Below are 12,480 nucleotides of genomic sequence, written 5' to 3' on the forward strand. Positions count from 1 at the left end.
GAAACCAATGACCCTCCGCACCGCCGCGACCCTTCCCCTTCCGAAAAGCACGCCCAATGAACAGTGAAATCCGCATCGACGAACGCTACGTCTCTTTTGCGAACATCGACTGCTTCGAGAACGCCTGCCTCGTCATCGACCGCCTCCTTTATGTGACCGGGCAGGCCGAGCACGTCAACCTCTACTGGAAAAAGATCATCCCGACGATCCCCCAGGCCTACTACGACCGCGACCCGAAAGCCGACGAGAAAGAGGCCCTGCTCTACCTTGTCTGCTCCAATGTCTTCTACCTCGAAGAGCTCTTTGAAAACGAAGAGGACGAGGCAGGCCTCGATGCGCTCAAGCGCGCCGAACTTGAGTGCTGCTAGGCGGCAGCACAGCGCGCCCACTACCCACTACCCACTACCCACTACCCATTACCTAATACCTAATACCCATCACCATCTTGACGAAAAGAAATATTTGCAATATACTTGTGCACTCAAATATATTGCAAGGATATTTTATGGCTTCAAAACTGGAATGGCTCTTCGCCTTCTCCTCCGCGCATGCAAAACTCTTCAAACAGGTCGACCGGGCGCTCAGCGTCCACGGCATCAGCTTTTCTGAGTTTTACATTTTGCACCGGCTCCAAAATGCGCCCGGACGGGCCATGCGGCGCATCGACCTGGCCGAAGAGGTCGGGATGAGCGCCTCGGGGATCACCCGGGCGCTGAACCCGCTGGAGAAGCTGGGGCTGGTACAGAAAGAGAAAAACCCCAGGGACGCGCGGGTGAGCCTCGTCAAGCTCTCCGACACCGGGGTACAGCACTCCACCGACGCCCTGGCAACGGTGCAGATGACCCTCGACACCCTGCTCTCGCCGCTGGAAGCGGGCGACATCGACGCCTGCATGGCGATCGCGGCAAAACTCAACTAAGGAGAGCACTATGCTGGACCCGGCAAAAAAACACCCCATGGTGATGCCCGACGGCACCGCCGTCGAACAGGTCGTCCACCTGAGAGCGGTCATAGACCACCCCCGCATCGAGGTGGGCGAATTCAGCTACTACCACAACTTCGAAAAGCTGGATGACTACGCGGGCCACCTTGCCCCCTACCTCTTCCCCCTCAGCCTCGACAGGCTCATCATCGGGAAGTTCGTCCAGATCGCCCACGGGGTGCGCTTTATTACCAGCTCGGCCAACCACGCCATGGGCGGCTTTTCCACCTACCCCTTCGACAACTTCACGATGAACGCGGAGACGACGGGCGCGGATATCGTCGCCATGTTTGAAAAGTCCGGCAACCGCGGCGACACCGTCGTCGGCAACGACGTCTGGATCGGGCTCGGTGCGACCATCATGCCGGGGGTGACCATCGGCGACGGCGCCATCATCGGCAGCCATGCCGTTGTCGCTGCAGACGTGGCACCCTATACCGTCGTGGCGGGCAACCCGGCACGCCCCGTCCGCCGGCGCTTCGACGACGAGGTGACGGCGGCGCTGCTCGCCATCCGCTGGTGGGAGTGGCCGACCGCGAAGATCGAAAAGCACATCGACGTCATCACCGGCGGCGACATCGACGCGCTGAAGCGCTGCAGCCGGGAGAACTTCTAATCCCTCTGCCGTTTCTCCAGCAGCTCGCGCTTAAACTTCTCCTGCGCCTCCTTTGCCCTCTCGCGCTCCGCATCGCGCTGCCGCAGCCGCTCTTTGAAAACCGCCTCCTGCTTCTTCTGCTCGGCGGTCAGCTCCTGTTTCGGGGCGGGCTTCTCCTCCTCTTCGTAGGGGACGATGACACCGACGCTGACGGCGAAGGCCAGGCTGCCGTAGAGCAGGAAAGCCGCTGCAAATACGCTCTTTTTCATACGCTGATCCTTTTGACTCTATGCACCTGCACATTATGAATCTATTGTAGCCAAGTATCAGCTTCGCACGTCGAAGCGCATCCATTCAAATCAAGAATTAGAATGAGTATTCTTCTCTATCTTTTCTTTTTCATAAGAAAAGAAACAAAAGAAAATCGTCGTTGCGCGAATCGCTCGCTGCTCCCGGCTTGAGGGTATATCTATAACCCCTGTACAGATTTCAGAGGGCTTTGGATGTGTGAGGTTGTCTTTGTTTTTTGCGAAGGCCTGGCTGTAGCCAAGGCAAACGGAAAACGGAGGGAAAGTCGCGCTTCCAAAGTCCTCCCGAAGGGCGAAACAGAGAATAGCCATACTCAGCGTTGCTGCTTCTCGACTTGGCTATGGCCAGGCCTTCAAAACGTCGCCTTGATTATGACCTCTCTCTGCTTCGCTGAAACTGCACAGGGGTTATAGATATACCCTTACCTCCAGGGCGGCTTTCAAGGCACGCTTAACGACACTAAGCCTATTGATCAATGCGCTTCGATGAACCGAAGCTAGTAAAAGAAAGAGAGCTTCGACACGTCGAAGCGCATCAATAAAATAGACCCTTGGGCCTTGAGCGCGATCCTTATAAGCCATCCCGGAGGCATAAAGCCGGGAGGGATGAGCGATTCGCGAAAGGCCGCTTTTTGTGCTACTTTTTCTAAAAAAGTGGCAAAGAGACTACTGTTAAATTGTCAGTCTAAATAATGAGAGGAATAGATCATATCTTCGTCTTCAACCACTTGCGTCTGGCAAAGATCTTCCAGAAGATGAACCCCTTGATGAAGGTCTCCACCGTCATGATGATGTAGACGGCGATGATGCCGAAACCCATTTTCATGGCGATGTACGAGGGGATGACCCGCAGCAGCCAGAGGGCGGCGATGTTGATCTTCAGCGGCGTGCGGGTGTCGCCCGCGCCGCGCAGGACGTTGCTGAGCACGAAGAGCACGGCCAACGGTACCTGGGAGAGGCCGACGAGGCGCAGGTAAAGCGACGCCTGCTGCACGGTTGCGGGGTCATGGGTGAACATCCGCACGAAGAGCTCGGGCCAGATAACCATGACGAGCCCGAGCAGTCCCATGAACGTTGCGGCGACTTTGAGGCTGTAAAGCCCTCCCTCGTAGGCCTCCTCCGGGCGCTTCGCCCCCAGCTGCTGCCCGACGATGGCCATAGCGGCGACGGCGAAGCCGAAGCCCGGCATAAAGGCGAGCCCCTCCACGCGCAGCCCCACCTGGTACCCCGCCAGGGCCGCCGTGCCATAAGAGGCGATGACCCAGATGAAGAGCAGGAAGGAGCTGACGGTGATGAGCCGCTCCAGCGCCGCGTGGCTGCCGACCTTGAGCGCGCGCTTCAGGTCCGGCAGGTTCCAAAGGGGCAGGAAGTGCAGCCGCGCGTCGCGCCGCCGCAGCAACAGCAGGTAGAGCACGATGTTGAGGCCGTAGGCGGCCACCGTCGCGTAAGCCGCCCCGGCGACGCCCATCGCAGGCAGGCCCCAGTGGCCGAAAATGAGCAGGTAGTCCAGCAGGGCGTTGACCCCGGCGGAGGCGAGCTTGATGTAGAGCGAGCTCTTCGTATCGCCCGCCGCGCTGAGCTGGTTGTAAAAGAGCGCGTCGAGGAAGATGAGCGGGAAGCCGAGGGCGAGCGCGCCGAAGTAGACGCCGCCGTAGTGCACGACGTCCTCCCCCGTGCCCAGCAGGCGGTAAAACTCGTCGGCAAAGAGGGTGCCCGCCGCGGCAAAGGGGAGCGAGAGCAGCAGGGAGAAAGCGCCCAGGGTAAAGAGCAGCGCGTTGGCCCTTTTGCGGCGCCGCGCACCAATGAGCCTTGCCGTCACGGCGTTGCCCCCGACGACGTAGAGGGTGATGACGACGTTGACGACCATGATGAACTGCATGCTCGTCCCGACCGCCGCCAGGGCGGAGACGCTGAGCAGCCCTACCATCAACATGTCGACGAAGATCTGCAGGACGTCGAGGAGGTGTTTGAAGGCCGCGGGCAGCGCCAGCCGCAACACCTCGCGCAGGCGCGCGTTGGGCCGCAGAGAGGTCAATACGGAGCGGGACGGTCGGTTCATTGATAGTTGCTTCCTGCCTGCACCCGCTATCGGTGCGGCAATGGTTAAGATGGGTGTTAACGCGGCGGGAGGGCCGAGACGTGCAGGACGACGGAGCGCCTGCTGGAGCGTCTGTTCTCGATGACGCTGCCGCCGTGAGGGAAACGCGGGTGCCAGATAAGGGCGTCGCCGCCGCGGAAGGCGAACGCCTCCTCGCTCAGACCGGCCGCTTCGTACTGCCGCTTCAGCGTCTCCTGGTACCGGCGCCACGCGTCGGGATCCTGTGGCGGCATTGTATCGAAACGTTCGTAGAATCGGTGCGGCAGCCCGTAGCGCTCCGCCGCGACCCGGTGGGCGCCTTTGACCCCCGTCAGCGTACCGTTGTCAGGCGTCGTATCTTCCAGGGCGATCCAGATCCTGAAATAAGGCTCCCCGGGCATGACGTGAAAGACGGGAATGTCCCGGTGCAGCGGCTGTTGGCTCCCCTGCAAAAAGGTAATCGACGTCCGCAGCGACGGCCCCAGGCCGAACAGCAGCTCCTGCAATTTTACGATGGTGCGCTCCGCGAAGAGCGCGTTGATGGCGGGAATATCATCGTGCAGCCCGATCAGACGCGGGTAGGTGCCGTCGGCTTTTTTGTTCGCCGCCAGGGCTTTGACGTTGGCGACCGTCCAGTCGTCCAGCGCGTCGTTGACCTTTTCGACCGTCTCGTCGCCGATCGCACCCCTGTAGAGGTAACAGCCGTCCGCGTTGAACTGCTCGACAATCGCCCTCTCCTCCCCGGAGAGACCGAGGTAGCGGGGATGCTGAGCATAGTTTTCGTACTCGAACCAATGTTTTTCCGCCGGCATCGGCCCCACTTTCACTGCTCTGCTCCCTTCTCTGCACTCACGCTTTTTTAACGGCAAAGCAATTTCCGTTCGACCCCGCGTCAAAAGAGCGTCGGCTGCCGCAGCTGCCGGTAGAGTTCCAGCACGCCGGGAAGCCTCGCCGCCCTGCACAGCCGCCCCGCTTCCCAGTAGGAGGGTTTGAGCAGTTCGTCGAAGAGCAGCTGCTTCTCCAGGGGGTCGACGTAGTCCACTATCTTAACATCATCGGGCCTGTCGCCCCGCAGACGGGCGACGAAGAGCTGCCGCGCGATCCGTTCGCGTTCGTGCTGGGTGTAGACGGCGTCGATAACGTCACGGTAGGTATTATAGTCGTTACCGGGAAGGCGGCTCCGGTTGTTCAGCATGGAGAAGTAGTGCTTCAGCTCCGGGGCGCGGAGCATGGCGACGAACGTATCGGGAAGCAGCGGTTCGGGCTCCTTGTAAAGCCCCAGGCCCCCTTCCCCGTAGAGCAGAATGCCCACATGCTCGAAGCGGTTGCCGAAGGTCTGCAGGTACTTGGGCAGGAACCGCTCGTCGAGGGCGACGTAGACGTGGTTGCTGAAGCGGGAGTAGCTGTCAAGCTGGCGGTAGAGGCGGTCGAGGTTGTCCTTGTCGCTCTTGATCTCGACGGCGACGAGTGTCTCTTCTTCCGTCAGGGCGTAAAGGTCAGGACGCACGCTGATGGTCCACTGCGAGAACTCGTGGATGATATGTGTCCCCTCCCCGTAGCGTTCGCGCAAAAATGTTTCGGCGGCCTCGCGCAGTTCGGCCTCGTTCGACGCCGGGGCGGGCCGCAGCTTGCGGTACTTGGCGAGGAAGCTCTTGTGGTCCCGGTCGCGGCGCTGGCGCGGGGTCATGTCCGCGTAGGCCTGCCGCACATAGCCTTCGTCGTCGCCCCCGCTGCAGTAGTCGCACAACTGCTTGCGGCGCCGTTTCAGGCGGCGGGGAATGAAGGGGTTGTCGGGCTGCTCTTCGAGCAGGGCTTCGTCGACAGTGACGGCATTGAGAAGGGCAAGAACTTCATTGGCGTTGACGGCATCCATGGCGCGATTATAGCGCGTAGCCGGACCGCGCGGCGAAAAGATGGCAGGGATGCCATGTGACGGCCGCCGAGCGGCGCCGTTCAGAGCTTCGCGAGCCCGGTTTTCTGCAGCAGCTTCAGCACCCCGATAACGCCCATCACCGCCAGGATCTCCCACTGCCAGTAGGCGAGCGCCTTCTGCGCCATGACGAAGTGGACCGTGACCAGCAGCAGGGCGACGTAGATAAGCCGGTGGTACCTGTAATACCTGGCGAAGAGCCTGGGCAGGGAGGTGACGGCCATAAACAGCAGGATTGCGAAGGCGCTCACCCCGAGATAGATGAAGGGCCGCTTCAGCGTCTCGTTAAAGGCGGCGGCGGGATCGAGTTCCATGTCGAGGATGAGGAAGTTGGAAAAGTGCAGCAGGGCGTAGAAGAAGGCGAAGAGCCCCACCATACGCCGGTAGCGCAGCAGCCGAATCTTCTTCCGCACCAGGGAGATCGTCGTCGCCGCGTAGAGCAGTGTCAGGGCACTGTAACCGGTCACGCTGTAGATGGTCTTGACGGGGTCTTCCGCCCCGCCGGCGAAGAGGCGGTAGAGCAGGAAGAGCAGCGGGGAGAGACAGAGGAGGAAAAGGAGCGTTCTTTTCAAAAATCTTTCCTCAGGTCCATGCCCTTGTAGAGATGGGCGACCTCTTTCCCGTAGCCGTTGAACAGCTGCGTCGGCTGTTTGAAGAAGTGCCCCAGCACCCGTTCGCGCGCCTGAGACCAGCGGGGGTGGTCGACGCCGGGGTTGACGTTCGCGTAAAATCCGTATTCGCGGGGGGCGTAGGCCTGCCAGGTGTTCTGCGGCCGGGTGTCGGTAAAGGTGATCCTCACGACCGACTTGATGCTTTTGAAGCCGTACTTCCACGGCACGACGAGGCGGATCGGCGCGCCGTTCTGCGGCGGGAGGGTGTGGCCGTAGAGGCCGACGGCCATCAGCGTCAGCGGGTGCATCGCCTCGTCCATGCGCAGCCCCTCGACGTAGGGGTAGTCTAGAGTCGCCAGGAGGCCGCGGCCCTGGTCGGGGAACTGCTCGGGGTCGTACAGCGTCTCGAAACGGACGTACTTCGCCGAGGAGAGGGGCCTGGCCATGGCGATGAGCCTGGAGAGTTCGAACCCGATCCACGGCACGACCATCGACCACCCCTCCACGCAGCGGAAACGGTAGATCCGCTCTTCCAGGGGGAGCTGCTTCATCAGCTTCCAGACGTCCAGCTCGAGCGGCTGCCCGACCATCCCGTCAATGGTCAGCTTCCACGGCTCGCTTTTGAAGCGCTTTGAAAGGGGTTTGACCCCCTCCTTGCTCGTTGTGAACTCGAAGAAGTTGTTGTAGGAGGTGATCTGCTCGTAGGTATTGAGTTCGAGTCCACCCGCGTTGGGGTCTTTGGCATAGTCGAGGTTTGCCGCGGGCAGGCGCTCTTTCGCAGCCAGTTCCAGCGCCGCCGCCGTACTCACCAGGGTCGCCGCCCCCAGCTTCAGGAACTTCCGGCGTGCGTCGAAGAGCGCCTCTTCCGTCACGTCGGCTTCGCGCAGCGGCCGGTTTTCGTATCGTGTGCGTTGCATCGTCGCTCCTTTTCGGGCGTTGTACCTTAGTAAGACTATACGCCCAGCGCATAAATAGTTCAAAAACGGCCGCTACAGATGCTACAATGGCGCAAACATCTTTGGAGAGAGCATGACGACGGAACTGCGCTATCTTGCCCACTACCCCGAGACGCTCCAGGCGCAGGTGCGGCGGCTGATCGAGGGCGGGAAGCTCGGTGATGTTCTGCTGCAGAAGTACCCCGAGGCGCACGCCCTCTCCACCGACAATGCGCTCTACGGTTACGCCGACGCCATGCGCAGCGCGCACATGCGCAACTCCCAGCCACTGCACAAGGTCGTCTACGACACGAAGATCAGGGTCATCGACGACGCGCTTGGGATGCACACCCGCATCTCGAAGGTGCACGGAGGACGGGTACGTTCCCGGCGGGAGATCCGCATCGCCTCCCTTTTTAAAAGGGTCCCCGAGCCCTTTTTGCAGATGATCGTCGCCCACGAACTGGCCCACCTCAAAGAGCGCGACCACAACAAGGCCTTTTACAACCTCTGCGAGCATATGGCCCCCGGCTACCACCAGCTGGAGTTCGACCTGCGCCTCTACCTGACCCACCTGGAGCAGGCCGGGAAGCTCTACTGACCCCGCAACGCATTTTCCCCTGCACGCTATAATGGCGCCTTTCGATTCCCGTTATAAAGGCAACCAATGAAGATGTTTTTTTCCCGTCTGGCGGCACTCCTTTTGATCGTTGCGTCGTTCGGCGGCTGTTTCGAACCCAAGACCCCGCAGGAGGCTGCGGCGGCGTTCTGGAAGGCCGTCGAACAGAACGATGCCAGTGATGCGGTCCGCTACTCCACCCTGGAAGACGAGGCGGCATTCGACGCCTTCGGACACGCCTGGGAAGGCGCCGAAGCGACGGTCGAAAAAGTCCTTATCGAAGGGCGCAAAGCGCAGATCGTCTCGCGCATCAGCGCCCCGGAGGGACGCGACCTGCCCGCTACCGTGACAACCTACCTTGTCCAGCGCGACGGGGCGTGGCTCGTCGACTACGCGCGTACGGCGGAGGGGATGCGCGGCAACGCCCTCTCCGCCCTCTTTTCGGAACTGACCAAGATCACCCAGGAGCTCGCGGGACAGTTCAGCGCCACCTCCGACGACCTGCAGCAGCAGCTTGCAACGATGCGGCAACAGATGGACACCTATGCCGAAACGCTCAACCGGCAGATGTCCGACTCTATCGAACGCTACGGCAGCGTCCTGCGCGAACAGGTCGACGCGCTGGCCGCATCGGCCCGCGACGCACTCGACGAACACGGGGAGCAGCTGACCCCGCAGGAGCAGCAGACCCTGAACGACGTCGCCGGGGAGATGGCGCAGCAAAGCGACACCCTTTCCGAACCCGATGCGGACAACGTGACCAAAGGGACCGAAAAAGCCCTCGAGGCCCAGGGGATGCTGCTGCAGCTTGATGCAAAGACGCTGAAGCGCTACAAAGCGCAGTGGATCGAGTGGCGCAAGCAGTTTGAGCAGGAGGCGAAAGCCTTCTTCGACACCCTCGATGCCGAACTCCGTAAAGGGAAGGAGTAAGGCACCCCTCTCTCCCGATCACGCCCCGTCCGCTCTTTCTCCCTCCAAACTTTTAAATTTTTTTAAAAATATGTTTAATAAAGTTATTAATGTTACAATTATTTTTTCCGGCACCAGATTCGGTGCCGCCGAGAAGGAGAACCATGCGACCGATCATCGCGACACTACTACTGTTTATCACGGCCGCGTCCCTCGCGGCCGCCACCACCAAGGTCATCGTCGTCGGGGCGTTCCATACCCCCGAACAGGCGCAGCAGCGCGTCGACACCCTCAAAGGGTATCTGCGCTTTGAGCCGGAGAGCTACGCTCTCCAGCGCGGCGGGCACTACACCTACGGCGTCCGCAGCGCGGCCCCCTATTACGTCGCGGTGCTGTACGCTTTCCGCAATTTCGACGAAGTGCTGACGGTACGTAACAGCATCAAGAAGATCTACCCGGACGCCTACGTCAAGAACAACATGGACTTTACGCAGCCACTCGGTGCCCATGCACAACGCATGGCATCCGCGGACACCGCGGCGTTCGCCCCGGCGGCTGTTTCTGAAGAAGTGATGGCGGAAAGCGTTGCAACGGCGACAGATACGACCGTCGTGGAGACGGTGCCGGGGATGGAGGTGACGGCGGTCACCACGCCCGAGACGCTGACATCCGCTTCCATCCCCCCGGAAACGACAGGGCCTTCATTTTTGCCGCTGCTGATCGCGGAGCTGCTCGGCGGGGCGGCGTTCATTCTGCTCTTTGCCGGCAGACGCCAGCCGGTGCAGGGGTAGATTCAGAGCTGTTTGACGCTGAGCAGCGCCCCGCCCGGGGCGATCACCGCGGAAAGGTGGGCGGTAAAAGCGTCCCCCCGGTAGTTTCGCGCCGAGAAGGTCGTCATGACCCGCAGGTTCTGCCCGGCGGCATAGACCAGCGTCTTGATATGCGTGTAGCTTTCGGGCACGCGCAAACGTTGGCGGATGTAACGGCTCAGCACCGGGTGGGCGCCGCCGTGCATCGGGGAGAGGCGCGGTGCCTCCAACGCCCCGCTGCTTTCCGGAAGGCCTGCAGCCTTCAACGCCGTCACGGGGAGGACACGCTGCTTAGCGTCTCGGTATGCCGGGGTCATTGTCATCACATTTTCCTGCCGCAAGTATCAATAATACGGCACTATACCCCCTTTGTGTCACAGCCGTATTACAGTTTTTATCCTCCAAACATGTGAAAAAACGGCAAAGCACAGTATTTTCAGCGCAAAAAAAAGTTAGACAAAGTTCCGGGTGCTAAAATAACCTTCTCTCATTGGCGCGTTCAGGCGCTATATTCATTAAAGGAGTTGCATGCGTCTGGCCACCCTATCCTTTCTACTGTTTTTGTCGGCGGTCTCGCTTGCGGCCGCGACAACGGAAGCCATCATTGCAGGGGCGTTCCAGACGGAACAGGATGCGGCGCAGCGCATTGAGGCCCTGCAGTGGTACCTGCAGCAGGACCCCGACGCCGGTCCCCTCCAGGCGCAGGGGGCCTTTACCTATGACGTACGCAATGCCACACCGGACTACCTGGCCGTTTTGCATAAATTCCGCAGCAGCGCGGAGCGCAAGATCGTGCTCGATACGATCCACAAGCTTCACCCGGATGCCTACCTGACCGACGGCGGGGAGATCGTTGCCGGCGTTTTCGGCAGTAAAGCCGAGGCCAAGCAGCGCATCGAAGCGCTGCAGTGGTACCTGCAGCACAATGCCGACACCGGCAGCCTGCAGAGTGATCACGCCTTCACCTATGCCCTCAGCGGCGGAACGCAGAACTACCTGGCCGTGTTGCAGCAGTTCCGCAACAGCGGGGAGGTCCGCACCGTCCTCAAAAGCATCCGCAAACTTCACCCGAACGCCTATATCGCGAAGAACCTCGCAACCCTGAAGCCGTTCATTACCGAACCCCTCGAACCGCAGGCGGCGATCACCCCCAAAACGGCGGCACCGCAAAAAGCAGCACCCGCGCCGAAGCACGCGCCCGAAGTCACGGAACCCGCAGCAGCCGCTCCGCAACCTGCCGAGGCGGCCCCCGCCGTCACACCGAAACCGGTGGCCCCCAAACATATCCAGACCGCTTCCTCCTTCCAACGCACGACCCCCTTCGAGATCTCCGATGATACCGAGCCTTCGGACGAGTCCATGTTCTCCTCCGTCGTCACGCTGCTGCTCGCCGAACTGCTGCTCGGCGGGGCGGCGCTGATGCTCTTCTTCCGCAAACGTACCCATTGACCGTTTCCCTCCGGGGGAAGCAGCATGCATGAACACGCTTTGCATATAAAACGTTATGGAAAACCTCTACTGCGTACATTGTGACAAAAACTACCGGGTCAGACCCGAAGATATCCGCCTGGTCCGGCAGCACAACGACGGCCTCGAAAAACGGGAGACGCATTACCGTTTCACCGGAGGCTGCTTTTTCAAAACCCTCACCGCCCTGAAACGGGAGCATCCCCCCCGCTGACGCACGCGACTCACAATTTTTTAACGATTTCCCGTTATACTGGACCTATCACTTAAGGAGGATGCGATGCAAACCAGCAACTTCATCTCAATGGCAGCAGCCCTGCTTCTCGGTTCGGCCCTGCTGCATGCGGCCCCTGACCATGACGGCAGGAACGACAACAACCGTGGCGGTTCAAAGCAGGAACGCTCCTATAATAAACAGGACCGTTCCTACAATAAACAGGAGCGCACCTACAACAAGCAGGATCGTTCCTACAACCAGGGCCGTTCCAACGGTCAGGGCAACGTCCTGGGACAGGAGATCCGCCGCGACCGTACCCAGCCCTCCAAAGGCGAGATCCGTCGGGAAGAGGTACGCCGTTCCGAACCGCAAAAATACACCCCGCACCCGGTCAGACCGGCGCCTGTCGTCCGGCCGAACCAGCGCGATGACAGACGAATCGAACAGCGTACGGTACGCCCGTCAAAAACGGAATACCGCGACGGTAAACGGGTCTATTCCCCTTCGCATAACAAGGTGGTCCGCATCGACAAGCACAAGCGCTATTACCGCCCGCCGGGAGCCCGTCCGCTGACCTATTACCAGCGCCCGGGATACGTCGTGCGGAGCTTGCCGCGCGTGGCCATCTCCCTGACCCTCGGCGCGCTCTCGTTCTACTATGCCGACGGTGTCTACTACCGCCGCCACGACCACGGGTTCGTCGTCGCCGTCCCGCCGGTCGGCCTGGTCGTCCGGAGCCTGCCGGTCGGTTACACCGTCTTTGTACACAGCGGGCGCACCTACTACTATTATGCGGACGTCTATTATACGTGGGACTCCTACCGCAACGCCTACCGCGTCGTGAAACCGCCGGTGGCCTATTATGACGTCGAGTTCGCTCCCGGCCAGGTCCTTGACGCCCTGCCCGACGGCGCCTACAGTGTCACGATCAACGGGGCACAGTACTACCGTTATGCGGACACCTATTTCATGCAGGCGATCCAGGGTGACCGTATCGTCTATATCGTCGTCACGCCGTAAG

16 protein-coding genes are annotated in these 12,480 nt (G+C 60.6%); 9 read left to right on the forward strand and 7 right to left on the reverse strand.

What is annotated here, in order from left to right:
• The first annotated feature begins 56 nt into the window (after positions 1-56).
• From cowN to ACXWTF_RS07995, 3 genes are all read left to right on the forward strand, one after another.
• Positions 57-368: a N(2)-fixation sustaining protein CowN gene (gene cowN, locus ACXWTF_RS07985; RefSeq protein WP_461714470.1), complete on the forward strand. Its 312-nt coding sequence runs from the start codon at positions 57-59 to the stop codon at positions 366-368.
• A 137-nt stretch (positions 369-505) separates the two neighbouring features.
• Positions 506-919, forward strand: a complete 414-nt coding sequence (locus ACXWTF_RS07990) for a MarR family winged helix-turn-helix transcriptional regulator (protein ID WP_461714471.1) — start codon at positions 506-508, stop codon at positions 917-919.
• A gap of 10 nt (positions 920-929) precedes the next feature.
• The gene (locus ACXWTF_RS07995; protein WP_461714472.1) at positions 930-1,598 is read left to right on the forward strand and encodes a CatB-related O-acetyltransferase; all 669 of its coding nucleotides are present in this window, start codon (positions 930-932) and stop codon (positions 1,596-1,598) included.
• Here the strand turns inward: ACXWTF_RS07995 and ACXWTF_RS08000 are convergent.
• The 6 genes from ACXWTF_RS08000 to msrP form a co-directional block, all read right to left on the reverse strand.
• Positions 1,595-1,846: a hypothetical protein gene (locus tag ACXWTF_RS08000; protein ID WP_461714473.1), complete on the reverse strand. Its 252-nt coding sequence runs from the start codon at positions 1,844-1,846 to the stop codon at positions 1,595-1,597. The genes ACXWTF_RS07995 and ACXWTF_RS08000 overlap by 4 nt on opposite strands.
• A gap of 745 nt (positions 1,847-2,591) precedes the next feature.
• Entirely contained in the window at positions 2,592-3,944 is a 1,353-nt protein-coding gene (locus tag ACXWTF_RS08005; RefSeq protein ID WP_461714474.1) for an MATE family efflux transporter, read from the reverse strand.
• 56 nt (positions 3,945-4,000) lie between these two features.
• Complete coding sequence (locus ACXWTF_RS08010; RefSeq protein WP_461714475.1) at positions 4,001-4,789, reverse strand: phytanoyl-CoA dioxygenase family protein; 789 nt, start codon at positions 4,787-4,789, stop codon at positions 4,001-4,003.
• Positions 4,790-4,854: 65 nt separating this feature from the next.
• Entirely contained in the window at positions 4,855-5,835 is a 981-nt protein-coding gene (locus ACXWTF_RS08015; RefSeq protein ID WP_461714476.1) for a sce7726 family protein, read from the reverse strand.
• 80 nt (positions 5,836-5,915) lie between these two features.
• Positions 5,916-6,464 (reverse strand): ferric reductase-like transmembrane domain-containing protein, encoded by a 549-nt coding sequence (locus ACXWTF_RS08020; RefSeq protein ID WP_461714477.1) that lies wholly within the window; start codon positions 6,462-6,464, stop codon positions 5,916-5,918.
• Positions 6,461-7,420, reverse strand: coding sequence for a protein-methionine-sulfoxide reductase catalytic subunit MsrP (msrP, locus tag ACXWTF_RS08025; protein ID WP_461714478.1), 960 nt, complete (start codon positions 7,418-7,420; stop codon positions 6,461-6,463). The genes ACXWTF_RS08020 and msrP overlap by 4 nt, the downstream gene beginning before the upstream one ends.
• A gap of 112 nt (positions 7,421-7,532) precedes the next feature.
• On the opposite strand from msrP, the gene ACXWTF_RS08030 reads away from it, so the two are divergent.
• The 3 genes from ACXWTF_RS08030 (at position 7,533) to ACXWTF_RS08040 (ending at position 9,757) form a co-directional block, all read left to right on the forward strand.
• Positions 7,533-8,039, forward strand: a complete 507-nt coding sequence (locus ACXWTF_RS08030) for a YgjP-like metallopeptidase domain-containing protein (RefSeq protein WP_461714479.1) — start codon at positions 7,533-7,535, stop codon at positions 8,037-8,039.
• A 66-nt stretch (positions 8,040-8,105) separates the two neighbouring features.
• Positions 8,106-8,987, forward strand: a complete 882-nt coding sequence (locus ACXWTF_RS08035) for a hypothetical protein (RefSeq protein WP_461714480.1) — start codon at positions 8,106-8,108, stop codon at positions 8,985-8,987.
• 143 nt (positions 8,988-9,130) lie between these two features.
• Positions 9,131-9,757: a hypothetical protein gene (locus tag ACXWTF_RS08040; protein ID WP_461714481.1), complete on the forward strand. Its 627-nt coding sequence runs from the start codon at positions 9,131-9,133 to the stop codon at positions 9,755-9,757.
• Between the two features lie 2 nt (positions 9,758-9,759).
• Here ACXWTF_RS08040 and ACXWTF_RS08045 read toward each other — a convergent pair whose 3' ends face one another.
• The gene (locus ACXWTF_RS08045) at positions 9,760-10,098 is read right to left on the reverse strand and encodes a hypothetical protein (protein WP_461714482.1); all 339 of its coding nucleotides are present in this window, start codon (positions 10,096-10,098) and stop codon (positions 9,760-9,762) included.
• 205 nt (positions 10,099-10,303) lie between these two features.
• On the opposite strand from ACXWTF_RS08045, the gene ACXWTF_RS08050 reads away from it, so the two are divergent.
• From ACXWTF_RS08050 to ACXWTF_RS08060, 3 genes are all read left to right on the forward strand, one after another.
• Entirely contained in the window at positions 10,304-11,224 is a 921-nt protein-coding gene (locus ACXWTF_RS08050; protein ID WP_461714483.1) for a hypothetical protein, read from the forward strand.
• Between the two features lie 55 nt (positions 11,225-11,279).
• A complete protein-coding gene (locus ACXWTF_RS08055) occupies positions 11,280-11,456 on the forward strand; it encodes a hypothetical protein (RefSeq protein ID WP_461714484.1) in 177 nt (58 codons plus the stop codon).
• A gap of 66 nt (positions 11,457-11,522) precedes the next feature.
• Positions 11,523-12,479, forward strand: a complete 957-nt coding sequence (locus tag ACXWTF_RS08060; RefSeq protein ID WP_461714485.1) for a DUF6515 family protein — start codon at positions 11,523-11,525, stop codon at positions 12,477-12,479.
• Position 12,480 lies beyond the last annotated feature (1 nt).

Source organism: Thiomicrolovo sp. ZZH C-3 (assembly GCF_054862725.1).